This window comes from Bordetella sp. H567 (genome assembly GCF_001704295.1).
In the GTDB taxonomy this organism is placed as follows: domain Bacteria; phylum Pseudomonadota; class Gammaproteobacteria; order Burkholderiales; family Burkholderiaceae_B; genus Bordetella_C.
In genome coordinates this window covers 3654876-3668153 of record NZ_CP012334.1, presented here as the reverse complement: position 1 = coordinate 3668153, position 13278 = coordinate 3654876, and the positions used below count along the sequence as shown (strand labels likewise).

The following is a 13278-nucleotide window of genomic DNA, read 5'->3' as shown; positions in this document are numbered from 1 at the left end:
ATGACCTATATAAATTACACAAACGGCAAAGTGAATTAAATGGACGACGAAAAAAAGTCACTACCCCCGTCCTTGAACGTGCAAGGATACTTGGCGCGCATCAGGCTGCAGCGCCCCGCCCATGCCAACCGCCTGGAGCCGGAGGACCTGCAGACCTTGCTGGATTTCTGCGCCCGCCTGTCCCGGGACACGACGGTGCGCGCGGTGGTCCTGGAGGCGGAAGGGCGGCATTTCTGCGCCGGCTATGACATCCGCCGCATCCTTTCCATCGCCGAAAACACACCGGTGGGACCGTTGGACAACCCGTTCGAGGCGGTGGTGGAAGCGGTGGAGCGCCTGCCGCAGCCCACCATCGCCCGCCTGCATGGCGGTGTCTATGGCGGCGCGACCGACCTGGCCCTGGCCTGCGACCTGCGCATCGGCACGTCCGCCACGGAAATGTTCATGCCCGCCGCGCAGTTGGGACTTCTGTACTACCCGTCGGGCATACGGCGCTTCACCCAGCGCCTGGGCGTGCGCCACGCCAAGGAGTTGTTCCTGCTCGGGGAAAAGCTGGATGCGGCCGCCATGCTGCGCATGGGCTTCCTCAATGAACTGGTCGCCGAAGAAGAACTGGACCGCCGCATCGCGCGGCTGACCGACCGTTTGTGCGAACAGGCGCCCTTGGCGATACGCGGCGCCAAACAAGCCATAGATGCCCTGGCGCGAGGCGATTTCGATGTCGACGCTTTCAAGGAGCGGGAAGCCGAGACCCTGCGCTCGGCCGACCTGAAGGAAGGCGTGGCCGCTTGGGCGGAAAAACGCGCGCCGAAATTCCAGGGGCGCTGAGCGCTTCGGTTGCCCACCGTGGCCGTAAGGGTCCCGGTTGGCCCCACGGTTGTCGAATAGCGGCCGCCTTCGCTGCCGCTTCCTATCAATGGACACGAAGGAGACATAGATGTCCACCCCGATTCATCGTCACTTGCTTGCTGCCCTGACCGCCGTTTCATTGTCATTGGTCGCCGCGACGGGCCAGGCAGCCGGTTATCCGGACAAGCCTGTTCGCCTGATCGTCACCTATCCGCCCGGAGGCGGCGCGGACATCGTCGCGCGCCTGGTCGCCGCGAAGATGACGACGTCGCTCGGCCAGCAGTTCATCGTGGAAAATCGCCCCGGCGCGAACGGGCAGATCGGCGCCAACACGCTGGCGCGCAGCGCGCCGGACGGCTACACCGTCATGCTGGACGCCACGGGCTTTTCCATCAATCCCACGCTGTATCCCTCGCTGCCTTACAACGCCGCGAAGGACTTCACCCCGGTTTCGGTACTGGTGAAGTTTCCCAACATCCTGGTCAAGAATCCCAAGTTCCCTGTCGGCGACGTGAAGTCGCTGATCGACCTGGTGCACAAGGAGCCCGGCAAGGTCTCCTACGCCTCGTCAGGGACCGGATCCGTCCAGCACCTTGCGGGCGCGCTGTTCGCCAGCAAGATCCAGGGACAGCTGGTGCATATCCCCTACAAGGGAGGCGGCCCGGCCTTGACGGACGTCGCCGGCGGCCAGGTTCCGATCATGTTCGCCAATGGTGCCTCGGCGCTGCCCTTCATCCAGAGCGGCAAGGTGACGCCGCTGGCCATCACCGGCGCCGCTCGCAGCGCCGGCTTGCCGGACGTGCCCACGATGGCGGAGGCGGGAACGCCCATGCAGGCGTATGAGTGGAACGCGCTGTTCGTGCCGGCGGGTACACCGCAAGCCGTAGTGGATAAGCTCGCCGCCGCCGCGCATGCCGCGGTCAACGACCCCACGGTGCACAAGCAGCTGATCGATATGGGCGGGGAGCCCATGGGCGCTTCACCTGTCGAGTCCACGCAGTTCATCGCGGATCAGACAAGAACGTGGAAGAGCGTCATCGCCGAGAACCAGATCAAGGCCAATTGAGGCGCGGGGCGCGCGTCGGCGCCTCAGTCCAGGCGCGCGCCCGACATTTCTATTACCTTCTTCCATTTGGACGATTCGGCATCGATCAGCGCCGCCATGGCCTGCGGCGTACTGCTTTCCGGCAGCAGCCCGATGTCCATCATGCGCTTGCGCAGGTCGGCAGATTTCAACACTTCGACCACGGCGGCGTTGAGTTTCGCGATGACCTCCGGCGGCGTGCCGGCGGGCGCGGACAGGTAGTTGACGGGCGATGCATCGAATCCGGCCAGATCCTTGCCGATGGGCGGGACGCCGGGCAGCATGGGCAGCTCCGTGGGTGTGGTGACGCCCAGGGCCTTGACCGCGCCGGACTGGATATAGGGCAGATACACCGCGACGCTGTCGATGGCGATTTCCACCGTCCCGCCCAGCACGTCGCGCAGGGCGGCGCCGGTACCCGCGTACGGCACGTGGTCGATCTGCACATTGGCCATCGCCTTGAACAGCTCTCCAGAGAGGTGGCTGCTGGCGCCGATGCCGGCGCTGGCGAAGCGCACCTCATGCGGATGGGCGGCGGCGTACTGGACCAGTTCGCGCACGGTGGACACGTTCAGGCGCTTGGCCGCCACCAGCACGCTGGGCACGACGGCCAGCTCGGACACGGGGACCAGGTCCTTGCGCGGGTCATAGGGCAGGCTCTTCATCAGATAGGGGTTGGTGATCTGCGGCCCCGGGGTGGTGTAGAGCAGGGTGTAGCCGTCGGACGTGGCGCGCGCCACCTGTGTCGCGCCCAGGGTGCCGCCGGCGCTAGGCTTGTTCTCCACGACGACGGGCTGGCCCAGCAGCTTGCCCAAGGGCTCCGCGATCATGCGGGCGGTAAGGTCGGCCCCGCCGCCGGGGGCGAACGGTACGATCATGCGCAGCGGATGGCTGGGGAAGTTCGTCGCCCCGATGGCGGTTCCCGCCACGGCGCACAGCGCCCACAGGGCCGCGGCCCGCAGGAATTTCTGCATGGTCATTCTTGTCTCCGTTTTCGTTATGGCAATACGGCGCCGCGGGCGCGGCGCGCATTCGGGGCGGCGGTCACATGGGAAGCTCCAGGACCTGTTTGGCCAGAATGTTCCGTTGGATTTCGTTGGTGCCGCCGTAGATCGTGGTGACCGCGGCGTTGTACAGCCGGCCCGCCGGGGTGATCCGCGTGTCCCCGGCCATGAAGGGCTGGGCATCCGCGCCGCGCTCGAATGACCATTCCACGATTTCCATCGCGATGCGTGTATAGACTTCGGTCGCCCAAATCTTCAGCAGCGATACGCTGGCAGGCAATTTTTCGCCGCGCTTGACGATGTCGGCGAAGCCCGCGTACAGCGATTGCAGATCGGCCACGTCCAGCAAGCTGGCCGCGTACCGGTCGGCGAAGGTTTCGCTGGCGAACAGGCCATGCATCTGGCCGGTCCTGCGCAGCTGGTTCAGCGCATAGCGCGCCTGGCCGGGACTGCCCACGAAGATGCGCTCGTATTCCAATAGCGCCTTGGCGATGGTCCAGCCCTGGTTCGGTTGGCCCACCAGGTTGGCGCGCGGCACGCGCACCTGGTCGAAAAACACTACACAGAATTCCTCTTCGCCGCCGATGTTGCGGATCGGCCTGACCGTGATGCCCGGGATATCGAGTGGCGACAGCAGGAAGCTGATGCCGGCCTGTTTCTTCGCGGTCTTGTCCGTGCGCACCAGCATGAAGATATGGGTGGCGTCCTGCGCCAGCGTGGTCCAGATCTTCTGGCCCGTCACCACGAAATCGTCGCCGTCGACGATGGCCTCCGTGCGCAGGGAGGCCAGATCGGAGCCCGCATCGGGCTCCGAATAGCCCTGGCACCAGATGTGTTCGCCGGAAAGTATCCGGGGCAGATATTCCTGGCGCTGTGCTTCGCTTCCGTAGCGGATAAGAATGGGGCCGATATTGATGATGCCCTGGTCCGGCATGCGCGCGACGCCATGGGCTTCCATCTCTTCCATCATCGCGATGATGCGCCCGGGCTCCAGGGCCATGCCGCCGTACGCCCTGGGCCATGCCGGCGCCAGCCAGCCCTTGCGCGACAGCGCCAGATACCACTCCCGGATATCGGCCCAGTGCAGGCGCCGGGGCGGATGGCACAATGCCGCCGGATAGTATTGCCGCACGAAGGCCCGCACGCGCATGCGGAATTCGTCTTCCGGCATCGCGTTCCAATCGATGTTCGCATCGGCCTGCGCGGGTTCGGGCGCCAGCGCGGGCGCGGCGGCAATGGCGCTCGCTTCCTCGTCCAGGTCGCGGGCCGCCAGCCGGCGGTTCTGCCGCTCGCCGCCCAGCCAGCCGCACAGGTGCAGCGCGCGCTTCAGGTACAGGCCGACGTCGCACTCGTCGGTATAGCCGATGGCGCCATGCAGCTGGATCGCCTGCCGCGTCATGTGGAGCGCGGCCTGCGCACAACGGCTTTTCAGCCGGGAGACCCAGGCGCGGAAACGTGCCGACTCCGGCGGCGCGTCACCGGCCGGATCGGTCAGCACCGCTTCGGCCAATCGGATCCGCATATAGGCGTCCACCATGCGATGCTGCAGCGCCTGGTTCGCGCCGATGGGCCGGCCGAACTGGACGCGCGTCTTCAGGTAATCCAGCGTCAGGGTGTAGGCCTGCCGGGCGATGCCCGCCAGTTCGGCTGATTGCACCGCGCGCGCGGCAAGGTCCGCAGCCCTGACGGCGCGCTCCACCGCCGGCCCCCGCGCCAGGCAATCCTGGCCCTGCAGCAACGCGCCATCGAAAGCCAGTTCGGCGCACAGCGAGCCGTCGACGCGCGCCTGCGTCTCTGCCCGCAATCCCGCCGTGCCGGCGGCGACCCAGTACAAGGCGTCCTGGCCGTCTTCAAGGCACACGACCAGCCAGCCATCGGCCGCGCCGGGATGAACCCACCGCTTGCGGCCGTGCGCCACCCGCTTGCCGTCGCGCGTGCAGACCGCCAGCGTCGGGGGCTCGTATTCCATTGTTCCCGCCTGCTCCTGCCACGCCAGGCCGACGATGGCGCCGCCTTGGGTGATGCGCCGCAGCAAGGTGTCGCGCGCCGGCGCGGGGCGCAGCGCATTCAGCGCGGCGACGGCCTGGACCGCGACCGCCAGCACGGGTTCCGGCAGGGGATGGCGGCCGATCTCCTGGCCGATCGCCATGCATTCGCGCAGGCCCAGCCCGAGGCCGCCGTATTCCTCCGGCACCAGCAGGCCCGTCCAGCCGGCATCGGCGATCTTCGCCCACATCGCGCGGTCGTAGCCCGGCACCTGGTCGCGCCACAGGCGCAGGCGCGCCAGGGGTGATTCCCGTTCCAGGAAAGCCCGCGCGCTGTCCTGGAACACGCGCGTCAGGTCCGAAGCATCGAGGGCGGCTTCATTCTGCATGGGTGGCGTATCGCTTCCTTTCCGGTGGGTGGCTTGAAGGGGACCGGCTTGAACGGGGCGGACCAAAGATACCGCGTTGCCGTGCCTTGCGCTGTAGCGCCAGGCACATAACAGCTTTGTGTTCCGCGCCAGTACCTTGGACACGCCCCGATTCCTAGACTGGCCGCACATTCAGGAATCGAGGGGTCACGCTTGCAGCCGCTGTTATCGAACATCAAGGTACTGGACCTGAGCCGCGTGCTGGCCGGGCCGTGGGCGAGCCAGATCCTGGCGGACCTGGGCGCGGACGTGATCAAGGTGGAACGTCCGGGACGCGGCGACGACACGCGCGCGTGGGGCCCGCCCTTCCTGAAGAACGCGGCCGGCGAGGACACGGCCGATGGGGCCTACTTCATCGCCACCAACCGCGGCAAGCGCTCCATCACCCTGGACCTGCAGACGCGCGATGGCCAGGAGCTGGTGAAGGCGCTGTGCCGGGACGTCGACGTGGTGCTGGAGAATTACAAGGTCGGAACGCTGGCGCGGCTGGGGCTGGACTACGCGGCGCTGTCGAAGATAAATCCGCGGCTGGTGTATTGCTCCGTGACCGGCTTCGGGCAGACCGGCCCGCGCGCGGCGGAGCCCGCCTATGACTTCCTGATCCAGGCCATGGGCGGCCTGATGAGTGTCACCGGCGAGCGCGACGACAAGCCCGGCGGGGGGCCGCAGAAAGTGGGCGTGCCCATCGTCGACCTGAGCACCGGCGTCTACGCGGCGCTGGGCATCGTGGCGGCGCTGCTGCGCCGCACCCAGACAGGGCAGGGCGAATACGTGGATGTCGCCATGCTGGACGTGCAGGTGGGCCTGTTGGCCAACCAGGCCATGAATTTCCTGCTGGGCCAGCGCGTGCCGCGCCGCACCGGCACGTCGCATCCCAACATCCAGCCGCAGCGCACCTTCAGCTGCGCCGACGGCGACATCGTCATCGTGGTGGGCAATGACGCGCAGTTCACCGCGCTATGCGAAGTGATCGGCCAGCCGGCCCTGGCCCGCGATGCGCGCTACGCCACCAACGGCCGGCGCGTGAAGAACCAGGAAAGCCTGGACCCGGTACTGGACGCCGCTTTCGTGCGCCAGCCGCGCGCGCACTGGCTGGAGGAACTGCGAAAGGCCGGCGTGCCGGCGGGTTCCATCAACACCGTGCCGGAGGTGTTCGAGGACCCGCAAGTCGTGCACCGCGCCATGCTGCGCCATCTGCCGCATCCGGTGGCGGGCTCCGTGCCGCAGGTCATGAACCCGCTGCGCTTCGGCAATGCCGCGCTGCGTGTGGACCGCGCGCCGCCGCTGCTGGGCGAGCACACGGCCGAGGTGCTGGCCGAACTGGGCTTGAGCGCCGAGCAGATCCAGGCGCTTCGCGAACGCAACATCATCTGAACCCATAGAGAACCCGCCATGAACATGCCCGAGGCCCTGACCGGTCCCTATACCGCCCTTGACGTGACGCTGGACGGTGGCGTGGCCGTCATTCTGCTGGCCAACCCGCCGGTGAACGCGTTGTCGACCGACATGATGATCGAGCTGTCCTGGGTGCTGGACCGCATCTCCGAGACGCCGGAGGTGCGCGCGGTGGTGCTGTCCGGACAGGGCAGGACTTTCTGCGCGGGCGCCGACCTGAAGAACCGCGCCGCGACGATCAAGGGCCCGGGCGACCTGCCGCAGCATTCGCGGCGGACCCGGGAGTGCTTCCATGCCATCCGCGAATGCGCCAAGCCGGTGGTGTGCGCCATCAATGGCGCGGCGCTGGGCGCCGGCCTGGCCATCGTGGCGTCGTGCGACATCCTGGTCGCGGCCTCGACCGCCACGGTGGGGTTGCCGGAAATCAACGTGGGCCTGCTGGGCGGCGGCCGGCACGGCATGCGGCTGTTCGGCCATTCCCGCCTGCGCCGCATGATGCTGACCGGGCTGCGCGTCGACGGCAACGAGCTTTATCGGCTGGGCATCGTGGAGGCCGCGGTTGCGCCGGAGTCGCTGATGGACGAAGCGATGGCGCTGGCGCGCGAGTTGGCGTCCAAGAGCCCGCTGGCTTCGGTGCTGGCCAAACAGACGCTCAACGTCATAGAGGACATGAGCCTGCGCGACGGCTATCGCTACGAACAGGACATGACGGCCGCCATCGCAAGGACCGAAGACGCGCAGGAGGCGCGCCGCGCCTTCCTCGAAAAGCGCCCACCGGTGTTCAAGGGCTGCTAGCCCGCGCCCGCGCAATGGGGCGGGCCGATTTGGCCCTGTCGACCGCACCGCCCGGAACGCGGCGGGACGGATTTCCGGATACCAAGGAGACATCATGGCAGGCGCGCTCGATGGCGTGAAAGTGCTGGACCTGAGCCGCGTATTCTCGGGCCCCTGGGCGGCCCAGATGCTGGCCGACTTCGGCGCCGAGGTGATCAAGGTGGAGCGTCCCGGCCGCGGCGACGACGTGCGGCACCAGGGTTATCCGATGCCGGCCGCCGATGGCGCGCCCGGCAGCGAAACGTCGTCGTTCGTGGCGATGAATCGCGGCAAGCGCTCGTTGACCATCGATATCGCCCACCCGCGCGGGCAGGCGCTCGTGCGGCGCCTGGCCTGCAAGGCCGACATCCTGATCGAGAACTTCAAGGCCGGGGACCTGCGGCGCTACGGCCTGGACTACGCTTCGCTGGCGCAGCTGAATCCCCGGCTGGTGTATTGCTCGATCACCGGCTTTGGCCAGGACGGTCCGTATAGCCACCTGCCGGGCTACGACCCGATATTCCAGTCGATGAGCGGCCTGATGAGCGTGACGGGCGTGCCCGATGGCGAACCCGGGGCCGGGCCGGTGAAGGCGGGCTATTCGGTATCGGACCTGACCGCCGGCTTCTATGCCGTCTGCGCCATTCTCGCCGCCTTGCGCCATCGCGACCAGATATCGGGCCGTGGCCAGTACATCGACCTGGCGCTGCTGGACGCGCAGATCGCGGCCATGTCGCACATCGGCATGAACTATCTGGCCAGCGGGCAACTGCCCGCGCGCACGGGCTCGTCCTCGCAGATCACCGCGCCTTTTCGGGCCTTTGCGTGCCAGGATGGACACCTGATGGTGGCGGTGGGCAACGACACGCAGTTCCAGAGCTTTTGCGGCGTGATCGGCCTGCCCGAACTGGCCGGCGATCCCCGCTTCACCACCAATCCCAGGCGCGCGGCCGCCCAGGCCGAACTGTCGGCCTTGATCGAACCGGCGATGCTTGCCCGCAAGGTGGCCGATTGGAATACCGCGCTGCAAAAGGCGAAGGTGCCTTGCGGCCCCATCTACACCATGGACCAGGTGTTCGAGGACCCGCAGGTGCGGCATCGCCAGGTACTGGGCCGCATGCCGCACCCGCGCCTGGGCAGCATGCCGTTCATCCGCAATCCCATTCATTTTTCCGATACGCCCATCCAGCCCGGGCTGCCGCCGCCGCTGCTGGGCGAGCACACCGCCGCGGTGCTGGCCGCCGAGCTGGGCATGAGCGAAGCGGAAATGGCGCAATTGCGCGCGGAAGGCATCGTATGAATTTGCCCGACGACGCATTGATCGAAGAAATACGCGACAGCGCGCGCGATTTCCTGCGGCGTCGCGATCAGCGGCAGCGCAAGCGGCAGGGCGCGCCCCTGGACCGCGACTACTGGCGCGAGATCGCCGGCGTCGGCTGGCTGGGCATGACCGTGCCCGAGACGCTGGGCGGACTCGGGCTGGACTGGCACGCGATGGCGGCGGTCATGGAAGAGGCCGGGCGGGCGCAGTTGCCCGAGCCGCTGGTGGCCGCCGCCGTGCTGCCGGCGGCGCTGCTCATGCGGCTGGATGGCCCGGACAGCGGCGACGCGGCCGCGGCGGTACGCCGCGGGCTGCTGCGGGACATCTGCGCGGGCACGCGCATCGTGGCGCTGGCCTGGCAGGAAGCAGAGGGCCAACTGGAGGCCGGCGAAGCGGCGGGGGCCTTCGGCGTCAGCGTCACGTCGTGCGAGGGCGCGTACGTACTGAACGGGGAAAAGCGCCACGTCATCGCCGGTGACGGCGTGGACGGCTGGCTGGTCTGCGGCGACGGTGAACAAGGGCCGGCGCTGTTCTACTTGCCCGCCGATACCCAGGGCGTGGCCGTCACCCCGTACGCGCGGGCCGACGGCACCCGCGCCTGCCATTTGGCGCTGGAAGCCGTTGCCGTACCGCCCGATTCGCTGCTGGCGCGGCACGGCGTACTGGACGCCATGGATGCCGCGCTGGACGCCGGCCGCTTGATGCAGGCGGCAGAGATGATCGGGGCGGCGCGCCAGGTACTGGCCGACACCGTCGTCTACCTGAACACCCGGCAGCAATTCGGCAAGTCCCTGGCCGCGTTCCAGGCCCTGCAGCATCGGCTGGTGGACGCCGCCATGCAGGTGGAACTGGCTGCCTCCAGCCTGCTGAGCGCGCTGAAAGGGCAGGCCGACGCCGACCGAACCGCCGCGCGCACGGCCGCCAGCCGTGTGAAGGCGCGGGCGGCGCGCGCCGGCGTGGAGGCCGCGCGCCTTGCCGTGCAACTGCACGGCGCCATCGGCTATACCGACGAATGCGACGTCAGCCTGTATTTCCGCCACGCGCTGCACCACGCCGCCTGGCTGGGCAACGCTACCGCGCACCGGCAGCGCTTCGGCGCGCTGGCGCCCGTACCTCGTGACGAAGACCAGGACGCGGCGGCGGCACACAAGGCCGGCGAAGACTTCCCGCGCGACGCCGACTGGAACGCCATGCCGGAGGCCGATTTCCGCGCCATGCTGCGGCGATTCTTCCGCGCCCGTTATCCGGCGCACCTGCGCCACGTGCCGTGGCGGCTGCACTGGGACGAGATCAAGGACTGGTATTTCACCCTGTCCCGCCAGGGCTGGATCGCTCCGTCGTGGCCGCGCGAACACGGCGGCATGGCGCTGTCGCCGTCGCGCCTGATCGCCTATATCGAGGAAGCCGAACGCCATGGCGTGGCGCGCGCTCCCGACCAGGGACTGGTCATGCTGGGGCCCATCCTGTTTCGCCATGGCACGCAGGAACAGCGCGACCGTTTCCTGCCGGGCATTCTGTCCGGCCAGGACGTGTGGGCGCAGGGTTATTCCGAACCCAATGCCGGTTCCGATCTTGCCGCGCTGCGCTGCGAGGCGGTCCTCGATGGGGATGAACTGGTCGTGACGGGGCAGAAGACCTGGTCCACGCTGGCCCAGGATGCGACCCATATGTTCATGCTGGTGCGCACGGACAAAACCGTGAAGAAGCAGGCCGGCATCAGCTTCCTGCTGGTAGACCTGCGCAGCCCCGCCGTCAGCCGCCGTCCGATTCGCACGCTGGCCGGCCATGAGGAATTCTGCGAAGTCTTCTTCGACCAGGTGCGTGTGCCGCGCGCCAACCTGGTGGGTGAACTGAATGCGGGCTGGGGCATCGCCAAGGAACTGCTGGGCTTCGAGCGCCTGTTCAGCGGCAGCCCCAAGCACGCCAACCATGCCTTGCAGCAGATCTACAGCCGGGCGCGCCAGCGCGGACTGCTGGCCGACGCGGCCTTTCGCGACCGGCTGGCCGAGCTGCGCCTGGACGCGGCCGACCTGACGGCCATGTACGAAGTCTTCGCCGACATGGCGCGCCGCGGTCTGCCGCTGCCGCCGCAGCTGTCGTTGTTGAAGATATGGGCCACCGAAACGCACGAGCGGCTGGGGGCCCTGCTGATACAGGCCAGCGAGGAATACGGCGGCGCCGCCGTGCAGGACAACCACGGCGATGTCCACGCGCTGGCGCCCTATATCAATGCGCTCGCCGCCACCATCTTCAGCGGAACCAACGAAATACAGCGCAATATCTACGCCAAGCAGGTACTGGGCCTGGAAGGCGCATGAAGCGCGCGTGCCGCGCGCCACGAGGAGACAAATCCATGAAGAAACGCCGCGCCTTGCTGGCCGCCGCGCTGACCCTGGGCGCGCTGCCCGCCGCGGCCGCGTGGGCTGCCGCGCCCTGGCCCAACCAGCCCATACGCCTGATCGTGCCTTACCCGCCCGGCGGCTCGGTGGACAACCTGGCGCGGCTGCTGGCGCCGACGCTGGGCCAGAAGCTGGGGCAGACCATCGTCGTGGAAAACAAGGCGGGCGCTTCGGGCACCATAGGCGTGGACGCGACCGTGCGGGCCACGCCGGACGGCAGCACCTTCGGTTTCGGCGTGCCGGGGGCCATTTCCGGCTTGCCGCACATCATGAAGGTGCCCTACGACGTCTCCCGGATCCAGTACGTGTCCCTGGTCGCGCGCATTCCGGTGGTGTTCGTCGTCAACCCGGCCATCCCGGAAAGTACCTTGCCCGCGCTTATCGCCGCCGCGAAGAAAGACCCGGGCAAGTACAACTACGGGTCCGCGGGCAACCTGACGACCCCGCACCTGGCCGGCGAACTGCTCAGGCAGCAGACCGGCATCGACATCATGCACGTTCCCTACAAGGGGGCGGCGCCCGCGATCGCGGCGCTTCTATCCGGCGAAGTACAGATGTTTCCCGGCGACGCTTCCGGCGTGCTGGGCCTGATCAAGGGCGGCAAGCTGCGCGCGCTGGCGGTAGGCAGCGCCGAGCGTTTCGTGGGCCTGTCCGATGTGCCCACCACCAGCGAGCTGGGCTTGCCCGGCGTACAGGTGGAGTCCAACTATGGCGTGATCGCGCCCACCGGAACGCCCATCGACATCGTGAACCGGATGGCCGAAGCCATCGCGCAATCGCTGCGGGATCCGGCGCTGCGCGACAAGATCATCGAACAGGGCGCGGTGCCGCAGGCCACCACGCCGGACGACTATCGCAAGCTGATGGAATCGGAATCGCGGAAATGGGGCGAAGTCATACGCCGGGGGAAGCTGGGATTGCAATAGGCAAGGGGGCGATGCCGCCATCCGTACGATGTACGGACGACATCGCAGGGCCATCCGCGCGGCGGCTGCCGTATAGTGTCTGCGCCTCTTCCTTCCCATCGCGATTATGCCTACCGCCAAAGTCCTGGGTCCGGGCCTGGATCTGACCGCCGATCTGCACAAATGGCGCGCCTTCGTCGCCATCGCCGAACTGGGCAGCATCACGCGCGCCGCCCTGCACCTGGACCAGGACCAGTCGGTCCTTAGCCGGCGCATCAACGCCCTGGAACGCGAATGCAATGCGCGCCTGTTCAACCGCACCGGCCGCGGCGTGCAGCTGTCCGAAGTCGGGGAGCGCCTGTTCCCCTTGGTGCGGGCGCTGCTCGAAGACGCGGAGCGCCTGGAACTGGAGGTCAACGGCCAGGCGCGCGAGCCGGCCGGCGAAGTCAGGCTGGGGCTGTTGCCGTCCACCGCGCATCCACTGATTCGCCGGCTGTTTTCCCGGATGCGTGCGCAGTACCCGAAGGTCCATCTGCGGATATTCGAAGGGTCGAGCGGCCAGATAGAAGAATGGCTGACCGACAATCGCGTGGACATTGCCATCCTTTACCGCTATGCGGAGAAATGCCCGCCCGGCGAAACGGCCCTGGCTTTCGTGGAGTCCTACCTGGTCGGCGCGGCCGGCGATGCCCGCACGCGGACGGGCGAAATCCGTTTCGACGAACTCGACGGGCTGCCGTTCATCCTGCCGGGAGCGCCCAACGGCCTGCGCAATACGCTGGATGGCCTGGCGCGCGCCCGCAAGATCGCCATCGCGCCGCTGATCGAGGCGGACTCGCTGCCGCTGATGAAATCCATCGTGCAGCACGAGAAAATGTATACCGTGCTGCCGTTGCACGCAGTGTGGCAGGAAGTGCAGGAAGGCCGCCTGAGCGTCGCCGCGCTGCGCGACCCCGCGCTGGGGCGCATCATCTCGATGGCGTACTCGCGCAGCAAAGGGCCCGGGCGCACCGTCATGGAGGTGGCCGGGCAGATCGAAGCCCTGGCGCGTGAAATCGGCGGCGAGGGCGTCTGGCACGTCAGCCCTTGAACGGC

10 protein-coding genes are annotated in these 13278 nt (G+C 67.8%); 8 read left to right on the top strand and 2 right to left on the bottom strand.

Annotation, left to right across the window (positions count from 1 at the left end; genetic code table 11):
• Nucleotides 1-39: 39 nt before the first annotated feature.
• On the top strand, nucleotides 40-828 hold the full coding sequence (locus tag AKI39_RS16445) for an enoyl-CoA hydratase/isomerase family protein (protein ID WP_066638262.1): 789 nt from the start codon (nucleotides 40-42) through the stop codon (nucleotides 826-828).
• Between the two features lie 109 nt (nucleotides 829-937).
• A complete protein-coding gene (locus AKI39_RS16440; RefSeq protein ID WP_066638260.1) occupies nucleotides 938-1915 on the top strand; it encodes a Bug family tripartite tricarboxylate transporter substrate binding protein in 978 nt (325 codons plus the stop codon).
• Nucleotides 1916-1938: 23 nt separating this feature from the next.
• Here AKI39_RS16440 and AKI39_RS16435 read toward each other — a convergent pair whose 3' ends face one another.
• A complete protein-coding gene (locus AKI39_RS16435) occupies nucleotides 1939-2913 on the bottom strand; it encodes a Bug family tripartite tricarboxylate transporter substrate binding protein (RefSeq protein ID WP_235610667.1) in 975 nt (324 codons plus the stop codon).
• Nucleotides 2914-2977: 64 nt separating this feature from the next.
• Nucleotides 2978-5311: an acyl-CoA dehydrogenase gene (locus tag AKI39_RS16430; protein ID WP_066638257.1), complete on the bottom strand. Its 2334-nt coding sequence runs from the start codon at nucleotides 5309-5311 to the stop codon at nucleotides 2978-2980.
• A 192-nt stretch (nucleotides 5312-5503) separates the two neighbouring features.
• Here AKI39_RS16430 and AKI39_RS16425 point away from each other — a divergent pair, with 192 nt between their 5' ends.
• From AKI39_RS16425 to AKI39_RS16400, 6 genes are all read left to right on the top strand, one after another.
• The gene (locus AKI39_RS16425) at nucleotides 5504-6724 is read left to right on the top strand and encodes a CaiB/BaiF CoA transferase family protein (RefSeq protein ID WP_066638254.1); all 1221 of its coding nucleotides are present in this window, start codon (nucleotides 5504-5506) and stop codon (nucleotides 6722-6724) included.
• A gap of 18 nt (nucleotides 6725-6742) precedes the next feature.
• Nucleotides 6743-7540: an enoyl-CoA hydratase/isomerase family protein gene (locus tag AKI39_RS16420; protein WP_145925293.1), complete on the top strand. Its 798-nt coding sequence runs from the start codon at nucleotides 6743-6745 to the stop codon at nucleotides 7538-7540.
• Nucleotides 7541-7634: 94 nt separating this feature from the next.
• On the top strand, nucleotides 7635-8858 hold the full coding sequence (locus AKI39_RS16415) for a CaiB/BaiF CoA transferase family protein (protein ID WP_066638250.1): 1224 nt from the start codon (nucleotides 7635-7637) through the stop codon (nucleotides 8856-8858).
• Nucleotides 8855-11197, top strand: coding sequence for an acyl-CoA dehydrogenase (locus AKI39_RS16410; protein ID WP_066638248.1), 2343 nt, complete (start codon nucleotides 8855-8857; stop codon nucleotides 11195-11197). Before AKI39_RS16415 ends, AKI39_RS16410 begins: the two co-directional genes overlap by 4 nt.
• Before the next feature lie 35 nt (nucleotides 11198-11232).
• On the top strand, nucleotides 11233-12204 hold the full coding sequence (locus AKI39_RS16405; protein WP_066638247.1) for a Bug family tripartite tricarboxylate transporter substrate binding protein: 972 nt from the start codon (nucleotides 11233-11235) through the stop codon (nucleotides 12202-12204).
• Nucleotides 12205-12310: 106 nt separating this feature from the next.
• Entirely contained in the window at nucleotides 12311-13273 is a 963-nt protein-coding gene (locus AKI39_RS16400; RefSeq protein WP_066638244.1) for a LysR family transcriptional regulator, read from the top strand.
• Nucleotides 13274-13278 lie beyond the last annotated feature (5 nt).